The organism is Nostoc sp. UHCC 0251, assembly GCF_034932245.1.
Lineage (GTDB): Bacteria > Cyanobacteriota > Cyanobacteriia > Cyanobacteriales > Nostocaceae > Nostoc.
On record NZ_JAYGHD010000062.1, the window covers coordinates 5,973 to 21,455 of the forward strand.

Sequence of the window (15,483 nt, forward strand, 5' to 3'; positions counted from 1 at the left end):
CATGGCACTGGTAATCGCCCAACAAGGAGACATAGCTAGAGCGATCGCACTCTGGGAGCAATCTTTGGAAATATCTGAGCAGATTGGCAATATGAAAGGTAAAGCCACTACCCTCAACAACATGGCTCAGGTAATCGCCGACCAAGGGGACATAGCTAGAGCGATCGCACTCTGGGAGCAAGTTGTTTCTACACTTGCACAAATAAGTGCATACAGTAATTTGGTAACAGTTCTGAGTAATTTAGACTTAACGGATGAAAGCAACAGTTTGGTTTACCTGGCTCAAGCAATCTGGCTGACGCTGAGGATTCAAGCTCCCTTAGCACAAACCATTCGGTTAATTAGTGCTTTATATAATGCACTACCTCAAGGCGATGAATTAAAAGCTGTGTTAGGGACAACGGCTATGTTCTTTTCCAACTACCGAGGTGAAGGTCATCCCCAGTTAGAGGAACTTCAAGAGCGTAGTTTTGAGATGATATCAGGGGCGGCAAGTAACCAAGGAATTGAAACACAGGAAGCGTTTGGTAATTGGTTTACTCAGCAACGGCTAAATGATCCAGAATATTTCCTCCCTCGACTCAATCAACGTCTAGAGGAGATAGTGGGCGATGGGTGGTTGTTTGACCGCAGTCAAGTTTCAATGGGTGAATAAGGGGAAATGCGATCGCGTTAATCTTAAATTAATTGGTGACAATATAACCAGCTTATGCAATCCCTAAATATCACACTGCCAGATGCAATATGGAATCTCAACTAATACAGAGTTCTCCCGACATCCTTTCTAGTACACCCGTTTTCTATGGAACTCGCGTACCAGTACAAACATTGATTGATTATCTCGAAGCAGGCGATCGCCTTGATGACTTTCTAGAAGATTTTCCCACTGTGAGCCGCGCACAGGCAACAGCATTTCTCAAGCTAGCCCTGAAAAAGGTATTATCTTCTTATGAAAGTGCTGCTTGATGAATGCCTGCCTAAGAAATTAAAGCGAGAAATCACAGGTCATGAGGTTGTGACTGTACCAGAGCAAGGATGGGCAAGTAAAAAGAACGGGGGAGCAACGCGAAAAAGTGAGATCATCGTCTAATGAGCAGGGGGAGCAGGGGAAGCAGGGGAAGTAAAGAGAAAATACTAATAACTTTTACTACTAAAATAGTTCAAAATACACTTAATTTCTTTCTCTCCCCCTGCCTCCTCTGCCTCCTCTGCCTCCCCTGCTTACTCACCTCACAAAATCGCATTGCTCCCAAAGAACGGTGAGTTACTGGGACTAGCGAAGACAGAGTTTGATGTATTCATCACCATTGATCAAAACTTAACAGCTCAACAAAACTTGAATAATATCAACTTAGCTATAATCGTTCTCGCATCTCCCAGCAATCGTTTAGAAGTTCTGAAACTTCTGATGCCTAAAGTTCAAGAAGCTTTAGCAACGATTCAAGCAGGTGATGTGGTTACTATCACACTGCCAGATGCGATCGCTTAGGCAACTATGATTATTATTGGATTGCTGAGTGGGGAAATGCGATCGCGTTAATCTAAAATTAATTGGCAACAATAACACGTTCACGAGTATCAAAGACTCATTAAAGGAGTTCAAAGACTCATTAAAGGAGTTCAGAGGCTCATTCACAAGTCTTCAAGAGCAACACGGAGATTCTCACAAAAATAACTTCAACTTGACACACAGCTAGTCTACTTCATACATCTGTTTATGTTTGGCTAAAAGCTCTTGATATTTGTCATTTGTCTTTGCTTCTACCCACTTAGCTTTAAATATTGCTGCTGATTCCGCTTTAACGGAGTCTACTTCATAAGGAAGAATCTCTTTTTTGGAACCTGAATCTTCGGAATTTTGTTTATACTTCCTGCCGCTTTTATGATTAGCATAACGGCGAGAGCGAGTATAGCCCATTTGGATAAATTTCCGTGCCATATCTGCACCGACAAAATCATCTTTCTCTAAATAATCAAGAAAAAGCTCGTAAATTTTTTCACTCGACTCTCTAGCAATATCAGGAGTTTTGAACCGCCAGTAAGGAAGGATTTCTGATTTGTATGGTTCTACCAAAAGTACACCCTGTTCGCCCTTACCAACGCGATAGAGTTCAGGATGTTGGCGAAAATCAATATTTTTAAAGTCTAAAGAATAATCAAAAGCCATGCTAAGTGTTTATTATGAATAATAAACTTTAAGAAAAAAGTCGAGCTTCTATCTCTGTAGGGAAATTTTGTTTTATGATGCTATCTAGCACCCAATCCGTGAACAGTGTCCTTGCACCGGGCAATCTACGTAAAGTGCATCACATTGCCCTCAACGTCCAGAATATGCAAGCTTCTCGCTACTTTTACGGTACTATCCTGGGTTTGCACGAACTCACAGGCGACGAAGTACCCGCAACCTTGGTGGAACTTGTCGCATCTGGGAAAGTAGCCAACTTTATCACCCCGGATGGTACAATTCTGGATTTATTTGGGGAACCAGAATTATCACCACCAAATCCAGACCCAGAAAAGACTTTCACCAGAGCCTACCATCTCGCCTTTGATATAGATCCGCAGTTATTTGATCGCGCGGTGACAGTGATCAGAGAAAATAAAATAGCGATCGCACATGGCCCAGTCACTCGTCCTACTGGTAGAGGAGTGTATTTTTACGATCCAGATGGCTTTATGATTGAAATTCGTTGCGATCCAGAAGCTAGTTAACTTAGGGGTAATAACAAAAGTATTTACTATGGCTGCAAATCTCACGCAAATCTTTAAAGTAATCGAAGATGTTATCACAAAACCGCCAATTCCACACGAACCATACAAGCAATCATTGAAAGCTTGGGCGATGTATTGTTTGCGAGACAAAGGTTTTATAGTCGCTTATGCTCAAAATGCAGACTTTGCCGTTGAAAGAAAACGTGAAGAAAAGCTATATTTTAAAGTTTCAAATAGCCCCGATGATTTAGATAATTCTTTTAACTGGATTGTTTGGGATAGTGTCACCAAAAGCGCCAGCTTAATTCCCAAAAAAATAGATTGATCCCAGAAAAGCGCTGTAACCAAATAATTCGTAATTAATGGTGCAGAGTAACCAACTGTCTTCTATCGATTAATTACGAATTACGAATTACGAATTACGAATTAGTATTGGGTTTCTCAAACACCATCAAATGCTGTTGAGGTAACAAGTTTTTAGTTTCCCGCCAAACCAAACCAACAGCTTGCATTTCTTTGCGGACTTGCTTTTGAGTCATTTTGTGCAGACCTTTAATCATAATAAAAGGATTTTCACCCCGATACTCAACCAGCACTACCCGACCACCTGGTTTAAGTGCTTTGACAATTCCTTGCATCACTTCTTGGGGATACTCAAGTTCATGATAAGCATCTACCATCAACGCCAAATCGATACTTTCGGATGGTAAATTAGGGTCGCTAAGACTTGCTAAAACAGGCTCAACATTGGTGATATTTTTTTCTTTTTTGAACAACTCAATGATTTCCAACATTTCTGGCTGAACATCTACAGCCAAAACTTTACCTGCTGTTAATAACGGCGCAATGCGAAAGCTCAAGTAACCTGTACCAGCGCCAATATCTGCTACTACATCGTTAGGTTTAAGGTTGAGGACGTTGACTACCTTACTTGGCTGTTCTTCTCCCTCTCGGCTTGGACGTTCTAGCCAGCCTGCGCCTGTGTATCCCATAACTTTGGCAATTTCTCGCCCCATGTAATATTTGCCGATACCATCTGGACTGTGGATTATCCGTTGTTCGTAAACTGCAATCGCACCAGTCGCGGCTTGTGCTGTCAGGCTTGGGTTCAGCAGTGAGCAACTCAGTATCACAACAAAAGTTACTATAAAATGGAGAAATTTTGACATTTGTTTATGACTAATCGGGATAATTATAAGCAGCAGCTAAGAGAATTTTATGGTAGTAGAACTACTTATGACCATGAGAAAGGTACTCGCCATCCTCTAGAAGCCAAGATTTTACTTGAATTTGTACCGCTAGGACTGGGGCAGAAAATCCTTGATGTAGCGACTGGAACAGGCTTATTGGCGATAGCCGCAGCTGAAAAAGTTGGTTCTGAGGGTTATGTGATTGGAATTGACATGACTCCTGGAATGTTGCATCAAGCAAGACTGAAGATTGCCGCAGCAAAGTTAGAAAATATCGAGTTGATTGAGGCAGATGCAGAATATTTTCACTTTAATGATAGTAGTTTTGATGTTGTCTTTTGCTGTGAAGCAATTGTACTTTTTCCTGATATCCTTGCTATTTTGCAAAAGTGGTATCGCTTCTTGAAAACAGGAGGGTTTGTGGCATTTACCTGTCCTCCCGAAACTGCTTATATGGCATCTCTTCAGCAGAGTGTCTGCGCTAGAGTTTTGGGTGTATCATTATCACACATCCTTGAACCACTTGGAACTCCAGAAAAATGTCGTAATTTGCTCATTCAGGCAGGTTTTAGAGATATCGAAATTAAGATTGAGCCATCAGGACGTTATCGCCCTCTAAGGGATAAAGAATTATCTGAGATAGCAATGAATATAAATTTTAAAGGTAATCCTTTGTTGTCAAAATTATCACAAGAACAATTAAATCAGTTGCAAGTTGAGTACAAAGCAGAAATTGAGAAACTAACAACTGATCGAAATATTTGGGAAGACACGACAAAGTTATTTGTCCGCGCTCGAAAATAAGTTTTACCTTAGCGCGAAGGTCTGGAAGTGACTGATCTTTGCAAATTAGCTAGAGCGCGATTGTAATCCAAAATAGCCGTGACTCGATTACCTTCTGCTCTTGTCAGGTCATTTTCAGCATCAATCACCTCTGTTTGAGTGCCCACACCAGCTTGGAACCTCAGCCTTGCTAAATTCAGAGCTTCCCTGGCTTGATTCAAAGCCACACTAGAAGTCTGCACATTATTTAAATTGGATTGCAATTGAGAATAGTACTGTTCTACATCAAAGCGAATTAGGTCACGCTGGCTACCAAATTGAGACTCTGCGATCGCAATATTAGCTCTCGACTGAGCCGCACTTGCTCTTGCTGCTCCCCCATCGAACAATCTTAAATTTCCTGCGAGTCCCAATGAATAGCCATCAGTAATGCTGACGCCATCATCATAGCGATCTAATAGATTATAGTTACCTGTCGAACTAATTTGCGGCCCCAACTGTGAAAGTGCTTGTCGTCGCCGTTGCTCACTAATGTTACGTTGTGCTAATTGCTGTTGCAGTTCTGGACGATTTTGAAAGGCTCGGACAATAGTTTCTTCTAGTGTTGGCTGCCAAAGTCCTGCTAATTGTACCGGATCTGCCGCAGCGATATTAACCGACTGTGCCAAACTTAACCGAGTTGCTAACCGACGACGGGCGATTTGTTGCTGCGAAAGAGAATCAACCAGTTGTTGTTGGGCGTTTGCTAAATTCACCTGAGCTTGCAGTACATCGAAGCGCGTACCTACTCCAGCCTGTTCTCTGGCTTGAGTATCCCGCAAACTAGCCTGGGCATTCTCCACAGCAGATCGATTAATTCGTACTTGTTCATCTGCTTGTAGCAAATCGTAATATTCAGTTCTAACATTTAGCTCGATTTCCAGAGATGTATTCTCAACATCTAATTCATCTATCCTTAGCTGTTCCTCAGCCGCTTGGATATTAGCTTTTCGGTTCCCAGAAGTATAGAGGTTATAATTTAGGTCTGCTGAACCACTGAAAGACGTGCTGGCTTGAGATGAATTGCTAGTCAAACCATTCCCACTATTAGTCAAACTACTGTTGATTCCAAGAGTAGGAAACAAGGCAGCTTGAGACTCACGTAACTCTGAGCGACTGCGTTCTAGCTCTAATATGGCTACCTGTAAGTCTCGATTGTTGCGTTTTGCTAGTTCTAAAGCTTGTGCCAAACTGATTGGCACAATTCCTTGAACCTTTACTTCCTCCGGTTTGGTAGGAAGTTGGAGAGGATTGGGATTGGGGTTGAGGTTGAGGTTATTGGGAACCTGTACAAGGCTTGAGGTATTTTGCGGTTTTGGGGGAGTTGCTGCACTTGCTAAAGTTGGAAACAGAATAGCGCTCACTACGCTAACCCAGGTAAAATGCACGAAGAATAAGCTGAAATTCATAATCTAGATGTAGTCATTAATTAGGTTTCTTTGAGGATACAATCAAAAGTTTTCATCATGATTGACTACAGAGATTTAAGTCTTAAATTCTCCCTCTAAAGGTTGATATTAACAAATTAGCCGACAATCAAACCATCCTGAACTCGAATAATCCTTTTGGTTTGAGCCGCGATATCTGGCTCATGAGTGACAATCACAATTGTGATACCCTGGTCATTAAGTTCTGTCAGCAAACTCATCACCTCATGGGAAGTTTCAGTATCTAAAGCTCCGGTTGGCTCATCTGCCAAAACTAATGCAGGTCGGTTTACCAAAGCACGAGCGATCGCTACCCTTTGTTGTTGTCCCCCAGAAAGTTGGCTAGGGCGGTTAGATATGCGTCCTTGTAGTCCTACTTTTTCCAACGCTTCTAATGCCCTTTGACGGCGTTTTGGTTTGGGTAAATTAGCGTAAACCATTGGCAACATGACATTTTCTAGCGCTGTCGCCCGCGCCAATAGGTTAAATTGTTGGAAAACAAAACCTATTCTTTGATTGCGAATATAGGCCAATTCATCATCATCAAAAGTCGTCAGGTTTCTGCCTTCAAAAATATAGTCTCCAGTTGTAGGACGATCCAGACATCCCAAAATATTCATCAGCGTAGATTTCCCCGAACCTGACGCACCCATAATGGAGACATATTCCCCTTCCTCAATAGAGAGTTGAATTCCCTTGAGTATTGGAACACTAACTTCTCCCAAATAGTAAGTTTTAGTAATAGATTCCATCCAGATCATTGTTGGCATAATTGAGTGCTGAGTAATGAGTGCTGAGTGCTGAGTAATGAGTGCTGAGTGCTGAGTGCTGAGTGCTGAGTAGTAAAGTGAGTAGTGAGAAATGAGTAGTAAAGTGAGTAGTGAGAGTTTATAGCCGTAGTCACATAGGTTAGGACAGTGCTGATTGCTCAAAGGATTGACAAAACTGGGTTTTTACTCAGCACTCAGCACTCACTACTCAGCACTTTTCTTTAGTGATGGGGGCTGAGTTTTTTTGCTGTTTTTGCTTACTAACTGAGATGCGAAGTCCGCCAATAATTTTGCCCACTTCTTCTGCTTGATTTAAAAGTTGGTTGAATTTGACTTGATCGAGGTAGCCAACATCTAGAGCTACATAAAGTTGAGAACGCAATTCTGCACAAGATGACTTTGCTATTGAAAGAAACTGATGAAATTCTCCTAAATAACTTCTTTCAAATCCCTCCGCAATGTTAGACATGATAGACACTGCTGCCCTTTGTATTTGTCCCGATAATCCAAAGTCTCTAGCAAACGCGCCCTGGTGAGTAACCTGATAAATATCTCTAGTAAGAATTCTTGCTTTTTGCCAAGCAATCAAATCTTCAAATCGCTCAATTTTACTCATTTTACTGACCACTCAAATTTGAAAATTAACAACTAAGTAACTTACAACTGGGCACTCACTACTCAGCACTCAGCACTCAGCACTCTTAGGCTTAGTCGCTTCTTAAAGCAGTGATTGGATCTAATTTAGATGCGTTGCGTGCTGGAATTACCCCAGCAAGTAAGCCAACGCTCAATGAGAGTCCAAAGCCAGCAATGATCGACAAAAAAGAAATGACAAAGGGGAATTTGAAAGTGCTTGCAGCTATAAAGGCTAATAAAATGCCAGTCGCCATTCCAATACCTCCACCAGCAATGGAAATTACGATCGCTTCGGCTAAAAATTGATTCAGGATTGCAGAATTGGTGGCTCCTACGGCTTTGCGAATCCCAATTTCTCGCGTCCGCTCAACCACGGAAACCAGCATAATGTTGGCAATACCAATTCCACCAACCACTAACGAAATTCCTGCGATCGCTACCACCATGACTGTAAATAAACCCACAATATTAGTGAAGGTACTAACAATATCAGCTTGATTGGTCAGCCGAAAATCATCGGCTTGTGGCGGATAAATGTTGTGACGCAACCGTAAAAGATTGGTGACTTGAAACTGAGCGGCTTCTAATTCTTCCTGATTAGCACCTTTGACTAAAATTCCATTTACAGAAACGCCTACCAGGGCATTGTTCCCAACTAGTCTCTTCGACATACTAGTTAAAGGAATGAAAATCTGGTCATCTCGATCCATCGGTCCCTGAGAACCTTTAGGTTCCATCACCCCAATCACTTCATAAGCCTCTCCCTGAATGCGAATTCTCTCGCCGATGACATTGGTACTCTGTCCAAAAAGTGTTCTTTGGACTGTGGGGCCAAGAATGGCAACCTGTGCGGTAGTATCTAGTTCTTCTTGAGTAAAATATCTCCCTTGCTGGGGGTGGGTATTTCTAACTTCTGGGTAGTTCAAATCTGTGCCATAAATGGTTGTTGAGGTGTTCTGTCCTGCATATACAACTTGAGCGTTTCGTTGGAGATAGGCAGAAACCATCTGTGCTGATGGCGCTTGTGTAGCGATCGCCTTTGCATCTTCCCAAGTCAAGGTGCTGCTAGAACCGACTCCTTGACGGACATTCCCGCTTCTTGCAGCACCCGCTAAGATTTGGATCACATCTGTACCCAATGCTTGTATCTGTTGCTCAACCCCCTTTTGCACTCCCTGACCGACAGAAGTAATCGCAATGACTGAGGAAATCCCAATAATCACGCCCAACATAGTTAAACCTGTGCGTAATTTGTTACTCCACAGAGTCTCTGCCGCCATTGTCAAAATTTCCAACAACGGTACTGTGCGGGTCTTCTTAGCTTTATTAAAGCCGCTAAATATCTTAAACATAAGGTTTTATTTACAACTAACTTTAAGGAGAACCACCGCCTGAACGACCTCCGCCGCCACCGGCTCCTCTTCCTCCGCCTCCTCCTAAACCAGGAAAAACTCCTCCTCGTGGTGTTGATTGCGGACGCGATCCTGGTGGGAAACTGAGTAATACTCTCTCGTCTCCTGTCAATCCAGACTTAACTTCGGTAAAGTTATTTGCAGTGACGCCAGTCTCGATGGGAGTAAATACAGGTTTGTTATCTGCTCCAGCCACAAACACACCTGTGGCATTTTGTTGACGCACCACTGAGGCTGTTGGCACTACTAAAGCATTTTCAACTTGACCGACTTGAAAATCTACTTCCACATTCATCCCAGATCGCAGTAGCCTTTGAGGATCTGAAAGTGATACTCTCACTTCAAAACTGGTGACATTTTGCTCTACTATTGCTTGGGCAGCGATCTGGCTGACTTTACCTTCAAAGGTTTTTCCTGGGTAGGCATCTGCTTGAATCGAGACTTTTTGACCAAGGCTGATTTTGGAAATATTGGTTTCCGCTAAACTGGCGACAATTTCATTTGTTGAAGCTAAAGACAAGATTGAAGAAGAAGAAGAAGAAGCTACTTCACTACTAGCAGTTGTGGGTGTCACGAAAGCACCGGGATCAGCAAACTTTTTTGTCACCACACCATCAAAAGGGGCGCGAATGATCGTGTCATTAATTTGGGCTTGGATGTTTTGCAGCGAACCACGAGCAGATGTTACCTGGGCGCGGGCTGCGTCAATATCTTCTTGGCGTGTACCAGCTTTCACAAGTGCCAAAGCTTGCTGTCTCTGCTTCACTACAGCTCGGGCTTGCTCGATGTCTTCTGGACGTGATCCGGCTTTTTGCAGAGCCAGTGCTTGCTGTGCTTCATTGACACTAGCTTGGGCGCTGTCACGAGTAGCACGGATTTGGTTAAGAGTCTGAAGGGAAATACCGCCTGCATTGTAAAGTTGCTGATTACGAACAAGATCATCTTCTGCTTGGCGGAGGGCGGCTTGAGCGCTTTGCAAACGTGCCTGTGCTTGGGCAATATCTTGAGAGCGATTGCCTGCTTGTACCTTTTGTAGATTCGCCTGGGCTTCGTCTAATACTCCTTGAGCTTGAGCAATATCTTGAGGGCGATTACCTGCGATCGCTTTTTGCAAATTCGCTTCGGCTTGTGCCAACTGTCCTTGAGCAGAGGTGAGTTGCCCCCGCAAGTTAGAATCATCCATGTAAGCGACAATCTGTCCTTGTTTAACGAGATCCCCTTCCTTCGCCAACAGTGTTTTCAAGATACCGGAATTTTTCGGGCTGAGGTTAATTGACCGCTCAGGCTTCACCGTTCCGTTTGCTGAAACTGTCATTGTTAAACTCTGCCTTTGTACAGGTCTTGTCAGCACCCGACGACTGGCTTCTTGACGGGAAACGACAGCTACTTGGTAATAAACTGCATAGCTAATTCCACCCAAAAGGCAAAGAGCAATTAGCCAAGAGAGCCAATTACGTCTGCCCTTTTTTTTCTTTACCTTTGGAACTGAAATCGATGAATCTACGGACTTTGATGTATCAATTTTCATATATCTTCATCTAAAAAAACGGCTACCGATCTGGTTATTCACGGCTAAAACTATAGCTTGATAGCCTTATACTGACAATGATTTTGAGTTTTTAGAGTTTTAGCAGTAGCAGCTAAGACTATTGATACACGCTCTAGTTTCAAAATGGAATTAACTCCTTATTGGCATTAAAGTTCTATTTTGCTGAGGTTTGGATTCAGCAATCTTAGACAGTTGCTTTTATTTGGACATCCATCAAAGTATTTAATATTTGCATTTCCGTATAAATTCATACATTATAATTATTGATCAAAAAGTCCAAACCCATGTATGACGAAAGTCACTAGTAATTCCAGACTGATGTATGACCAAAGTCATCAGTTTTTTTAGGCATAGGGAAGGAGAAGAATTTTTCCCCTGCTCCCTTTCTCCCCTCACCCTTTCCCTAAGATTGGGAAGATTTTACTGCCGTCAACAGCGGAGATCGTTTAAGCTAGCTGAAAGATTCTTTGATTAGTGGCTTAAAGGCGGTAGTGTGCCTAAACATGTTCGTTTGATTTCTTTTCTAATGGTCTGTAGTTTGTGGAGTATGCCAAAAGTCGCTAACGCGCAGGCATTAATACCCCATACACTGCAACTAGATGGGACAAAGTTAGAGAAGCAGGGGTTGAGCTTGGCACAAGAGGCGGCTCAACTAGCTCAGTTTAACCAGGTTGAATTAGCTTTGCCACGAGCGCGGCTGGCTAGTCAACTGGCTCCGAAAAATGATAAGGTGTGGTTGCTCTTAGGTGGATTGCAACTGCAAACCAAAGAGTTTGACGCGGCGATCGCTAGTCTGAAAAAAGCGCAATCTATCAACCCTAAAAATGGTGATATTTTGTTTGCTTTGGGTTCAGCTAATTTTCAGCAGAAAAATTATCAAGCAGCTGTTGTCAATTACCAAGACGGTTTGAAGTTAAAACCCAATGATCCAGAGGGTTTATTTAATTTGGGTAATGCTTACTTTATGCTGGGTCGATTGCCAGATGCGATCGCGCAGTACAATACAGCAGTTTCTAAAGATAAAAAATTCTGGCCGGCGATCAACAATATTGGCTTAATCAACTACGAACAGGGTGATATCCCCGAAGCAATTAAGCAATGGCAATCTGCTGTAACGATTGATAAACAAGCCGCAGAACCTTTATTGGCCTTGGCAGTGGCACTGTATACTAAAGGCGATAGCCAACAAGGACTAACCTTGGGAGAAGCCGCACTCCGCATCGATCAGCGCTATGCTAATTTGGATTTCCTCAAAGAAAATCTCTGGGGCGATCGGCTACTGTCTGATACGAAAAAATTCCTAGAATTACCCCGTATTCAAGCAGCCCTACAGCAAAGAGAAAACTCATTATCAGCCCCGGAACAACAGCCTACCCAATAGGAGTGGGGAGTGGGGAGCAGGGGGAGCAGGGGAGGCAGGGGGAGAAGAATTAAGAACCAATGCAATTCCCAATGCCCAATGCCCAATTCCCAATTCCTATTACCACTTGCCTAATAGTACCTTTTCGTAGTACATCTATACTAAATCCATACAGGAAGTAGTCGCCCAAAAACGTTTGCGGGCGAGTATTCCTGAAATAAGTCGTCAATTCTCAATGGTCGTCTGTGGGTAGAAGTGCGATGATTTGGTCAACAAACTGTTGATGGTCAACAACTGGTTTAGAAATGTAGCCATCAGCGCCGCTTTGCTTGAGAAAATTTTCGCGATCGCCTTCCATAGCATGTGCCGTCACCAAAATAATCGGTAAGTTTGCTGTTTTTGGGTCAGATTTTAACATTTGTGTAATTTTGATGCCATCAACAGATTTACCTTGGTAAACACTTCTGGACAAAGAAACATCCATCAAAATCAGGTCGGCTTCTCCTGATTGGGCAATTTTTATTACTTCTTCGACATTTTCAGTGTGTTTAACACCCAAGCCGCCACGCTTGGACAAAATTTTGGAAAAAACACGAGCATTAATTAGATCGTCTTCGACAATTAAAACAGTTTTCATGAGAATTTTAGTTATAGAGGTAGAAGTAAGGAAATTAGGTAATTCAAAATTAAAAATGAGAAAATCCAATCATCACAAGTATCCTGGCTATGGAGTCTATACAAATTAAGTGTGCAGCAAATTATCATTCGATTAAAACAGATAGCAAGGTAGCTGTGTCCTTTTTAATAGTCAATGTACACGCTTGTCATTAAGGATGATACTACTGCTTTTTCTTTTATGACCATCAATATTTTGTTAGGAATCCCATTTCATCCGTTATGCTGTGGTTGCTGCAATATTGAGTTCTGTCGGCTTTTGTGTAGTTAAATTTCAGGGAAAAAACTCATGGCAAAACAGTTAAACCTTCTCTCAACGGGACAGGTAATTCCAACAGCCCTGCACACCGAGATGCAACGGTCTTATCTAGAATATGCCATGAGCGTAATTGTCGGGCGAGCGCTACCAGACGTGCGTGATGGCTTAAAACCAGTGCATCGCCGCATTCTATATGCAATGCACGAACTCGGTTTAGTACCAGATAGACCCTATCGAAAATGTGCCCGTGTAGTGGGTGATGTGCTGGGTAAATACCATCCCCACGGCGACCAATCAGTTTACGATGCCTTAGTGAGGCTGGTACAGGACTTTTCTAGTCGCTATCCTTTACTAGCAGGACACGGTAACTTTGGCAGCGTCGATAATGACCCGCCAGCGGCGATGCGCTACACAGAAACGCGCCTTGCACCCATCAGCCATGAGGGAATGCTGACAGAAATTGGCGAAGAAACTGTGGAATTTGTCGGGAACTTTGATAATTCCCAGCAAGAACCAACAGTGCTACCTGCTCAGTTGCCGTTTTTATTGCTCAATGGTTGTTCTGGTATTGCCGTGGGAATGGCAACGAATGTACCACCGCACAACTTGGGGGAAATTGTGGATGGGTTAATTGCCTTAATCGACAACCCAGATTTGCCAGATGAAAAGTTATTTGAGTTAATTCCAGGGCCAGACTTTCCCACTGGTGGAGAAATAGTTGGTGAGACGGGAATTCGAGAAGCATACACCACAGGTAAAGGTGGAATTATAGTGCGGGGAGTCGCTACTCTAGAGGAAATTCCAGCCACAAGGGGAAGCAAGCGACGGACGGCAATTATCATTACAGAATTGCCATATCAAGTAAATAAGGCTGCCTGGATTGAGAAGGTAGCGGACTTAGTAAATCAAGGACGCTTACAAGGAATTTCTGATCTTCGGGATGAGAGCGATCGCGAAGGGATGCGGGTGGTAATTGAACTCAAACGCGATACCAATCCCCAAGAAGTTCTCCAGCATTTGTATCACCAAACTGCTTTGCAAATGACTTTTGGGGCGATTCTCTTAGCAATAGTAAATGGACAACCCCGCCAGTTAAGTTTGCGTCAACTGTTGCAAGAGTTTTTGAGTTTCCGAGAAGAGACGCTCAACCGTCGCTACAATTACGAGTTGGAGAAGGCCCAAAGTCGTGTGCATTTGGTGGAAGGTTTACTCAAAGCACTATCTAATTTGGATCAGGTAATTGAAACTTTGCGGCAAGCTCCCGATGGGAGTACGGCAAAAATTAATCTTTGTAGCCGACTAGATTTGAGTGAGGTACAAGGAGATGCAATTCTGGCTATGCCGTTGCGCCGCCTCACTAGTTTGGAACAGCAAAATTTACAGCAGGAATTTGAGCAGCTAAGTGAACAAATTAGATTGTTGGAGCTATTACTAAGCGATCGCCGGGAATTACTCAAGGCACTGAAAAAAGATTTGCGATCGCTCAAGCGCAAGTACAACGATCCTCGGCGGACAAAAATTGGAGAGGAGCAGAAGTCTAAGACAGAGGAGCAGAGGGGCAGAGGAGCAGAGGGGCAGAGGAGCAGAGGGGCAGAGGAGGAGGAATTTAAATCTTCTGAACCAGTAGAAGAGGCAGTTTTAGAATTTACCCAACGAGGTTATGTCCGCCGCACCCAGCCATCTGGGAGAAAGTCAAAAGCTGAAAATGGTCTACACGATAATGACTTTATTATCCAAACTGTTTTAACTGACACAGGAAAAGACTTGCTAATACTCACTGGTGGCGGCAAAGTGTATCCGGTGAATGTGGGAGAAATTCCGCCAACGACTGGGCGTTCTCCACGGGGAAAACCTTTGATTACCATGCTCAGTAATACTGCTCAAGGTGCTCAAGAAGCTGTGGTCAGCCGCTTTTTACTGCCAGAAAATCTCGAAACTAAGCAGATGATTCTCTTAACAAAACAGGGACGAATTAAGCGGTTGTCTCTGGGAGAATTTACTAACTTGACTCGACGCGGAATCACGATTTTGAAGCTCAAAGACGATGATGAATTGGCATTTACCCAGTTCACCGCTCCAGGGGAGCATCTAATTTTAGCTAGTTCAGGTGGGCGAGTGTTGCGCTTTGCAGTCAATGATGAACAATTACCTGTCATGGGACGTACAGCGATGGGTTTACAAGCATTTCGACTATTGAGAAATCAGGAAATGGTTGGCTGTGTCACTGTCGGTAAAGATGATCAACTGCTGCTAGTTACTCAAGAAGGATATGCCAAGCGGATGGCTGCAAGCCAGTTAAGAGCGGCTAATCGCGGCGATTTAGGCACGCAAGCGATGAAATTTGCCAGCAAAACTGACAACTTAGCTGGGATGGTTCTGGCGATTGCATCTGGCGAGGTAGCTTTAGTGACGAATAAAGAACGGGTAGTGCGGATACCTGTGGAAACAGTGCCTCTCTTAGGCAGAGATGTCAAAGGTGAAAGCATCCTCCAACTCAACCGCGATGAGAAAATCATTACGGTTGCTGAAGTTCGTTAGCAAGGGGGATCAAAATAAGGGACTTCCAACTAAAAAATATCCCATCGCTTTGGCAAGCAGGGGAAGCAGGGGGTGCAAGGGAAGCAGGGGAGGAAGAATCTAACGATCATCTTCGCTCCCAAAATTGAATAAT

At 43.2% G+C, this 15,483-nt stretch carries 16 protein-coding genes; 8 read left to right on the forward strand and 8 right to left on the reverse strand.

Annotation, left to right across the window (positions count from 1 at the left end; translation table 11 throughout):
• The 3 genes from VB740_RS10065 to VB740_RS10075 form a co-directional block, all read left to right on the forward strand.
• A partial coding sequence (locus VB740_RS10065) for a tetratricopeptide repeat protein (protein WP_323199884.1) occupies window positions 1-655 on the forward strand: 655 nt, incomplete at its 5' end.
• Window positions 656-744: 89 nt separating this feature from the next.
• Window positions 745-966 carry a DUF433 domain-containing protein gene (locus tag VB740_RS10070; RefSeq protein WP_323199885.1) on the forward strand — a complete coding sequence of 74 codons (222 nt, stop codon included), beginning with the start codon at window positions 745-747 and terminating at the stop codon, window positions 964-966.
• A 277-nt stretch (window positions 967-1,243) separates the two neighbouring features.
• Window positions 1,244-1,489, forward strand: a complete 246-nt coding sequence (locus VB740_RS10075; RefSeq protein WP_323199886.1) for a hypothetical protein — start codon at window positions 1,244-1,246, stop codon at window positions 1,487-1,489.
• 204 nt (window positions 1,490-1,693) lie between these two features.
• On the opposite strand, the gene VB740_RS10080 is transcribed toward VB740_RS10075, so the two are convergent.
• Window positions 1,694-2,167 carry a DUF4385 domain-containing protein gene (locus VB740_RS10080; protein WP_323199887.1) on the reverse strand — a complete coding sequence of 158 codons (474 nt, stop codon included), beginning with the start codon at window positions 2,165-2,167 and terminating at the stop codon, window positions 1,694-1,696.
• A gap of 77 nt (window positions 2,168-2,244) precedes the next feature.
• Here VB740_RS10080 and VB740_RS10085 point away from each other — a divergent pair, with 77 nt between their 5' ends.
• A complete protein-coding gene (locus VB740_RS10085) occupies window positions 2,245-2,712 on the forward strand; it encodes a VOC family protein (RefSeq protein WP_323199899.1) in 468 nt (155 codons plus the stop codon).
• 28 nt (window positions 2,713-2,740) lie between these two features.
• A complete protein-coding gene (locus VB740_RS10090; RefSeq protein WP_323199888.1) occupies window positions 2,741-3,037 on the forward strand; it encodes a hypothetical protein in 297 nt (98 codons plus the stop codon).
• 94 nt (window positions 3,038-3,131) lie between these two features.
• Here VB740_RS10090 and VB740_RS10095 read toward each other — a convergent pair whose 3' ends face one another.
• Complete coding sequence (locus VB740_RS10095; protein WP_323199889.1) at window positions 3,132-3,881, reverse strand: class I SAM-dependent methyltransferase; 750 nt, start codon at window positions 3,879-3,881, stop codon at window positions 3,132-3,134.
• Window positions 3,882-3,887: 6 nt separating this feature from the next.
• On the opposite strand from VB740_RS10095, the gene VB740_RS10100 reads away from it, so the two are divergent.
• Window positions 3,888-4,706, forward strand: a complete 819-nt coding sequence (locus tag VB740_RS10100; RefSeq protein WP_323199890.1) for a class I SAM-dependent methyltransferase — start codon at window positions 3,888-3,890, stop codon at window positions 4,704-4,706.
• An 8-nt stretch (window positions 4,707-4,714) separates the two neighbouring features.
• Here VB740_RS10100 and VB740_RS10105 read toward each other — a convergent pair whose 3' ends face one another.
• The 5 genes from VB740_RS10105 to VB740_RS10125 form a co-directional block, all read right to left on the reverse strand.
• Window positions 4,715-6,133 carry a TolC family protein gene (locus tag VB740_RS10105; RefSeq protein ID WP_323199891.1) on the reverse strand — a complete coding sequence of 473 codons (1,419 nt, stop codon included), beginning with the start codon at window positions 6,131-6,133 and terminating at the stop codon, window positions 4,715-4,717.
• A 116-nt stretch (window positions 6,134-6,249) separates the two neighbouring features.
• Entirely contained in the window at window positions 6,250-6,921 is a 672-nt protein-coding gene (locus VB740_RS10110; protein WP_323199892.1) for an ABC transporter ATP-binding protein, read from the reverse strand.
• A 208-nt stretch (window positions 6,922-7,129) separates the two neighbouring features.
• Window positions 7,130-7,537 carry a four helix bundle protein gene (locus VB740_RS10115; protein ID WP_323199893.1) on the reverse strand — a complete coding sequence of 136 codons (408 nt, stop codon included), beginning with the start codon at window positions 7,535-7,537 and terminating at the stop codon, window positions 7,130-7,132.
• 91 nt (window positions 7,538-7,628) lie between these two features.
• Complete coding sequence (locus tag VB740_RS10120) at window positions 7,629-8,909, reverse strand: ABC transporter permease (protein WP_323199894.1); 1,281 nt, start codon at window positions 8,907-8,909, stop codon at window positions 7,629-7,631.
• Between the two features lie 22 nt (window positions 8,910-8,931).
• Window positions 8,932-10,497, reverse strand: coding sequence for an efflux RND transporter periplasmic adaptor subunit (locus tag VB740_RS10125; RefSeq protein WP_323199895.1), 1,566 nt, complete (start codon window positions 10,495-10,497; stop codon window positions 8,932-8,934).
• 514 nt (window positions 10,498-11,011) lie between these two features.
• On the opposite strand from VB740_RS10125, the gene VB740_RS10130 reads away from it, so the two are divergent.
• Entirely contained in the window at window positions 11,012-11,899 is an 888-nt protein-coding gene (locus VB740_RS10130) for a tetratricopeptide repeat protein (protein WP_323199896.1), read from the forward strand.
• 211 nt (window positions 11,900-12,110) lie between these two features.
• Here the strand turns inward: VB740_RS10130 and VB740_RS10135 are convergent, their stop codons facing one another.
• On the reverse strand, window positions 12,111-12,515 hold the full coding sequence (locus tag VB740_RS10135) for a response regulator (protein WP_323199897.1): 405 nt from the start codon (window positions 12,513-12,515) through the stop codon (window positions 12,111-12,113).
• 327 nt (window positions 12,516-12,842) lie between these two features.
• Between VB740_RS10135 and gyrA the strand changes: the two genes are divergently transcribed.
• Window positions 12,843-15,350: a DNA gyrase subunit A gene (gene gyrA, locus VB740_RS10140; protein ID WP_323199898.1), complete on the forward strand. Its 2,508-nt coding sequence runs from the start codon at window positions 12,843-12,845 to the stop codon at window positions 15,348-15,350.
• The last annotated feature ends 133 nt before the right edge of the window (window positions 15,351-15,483 follow it).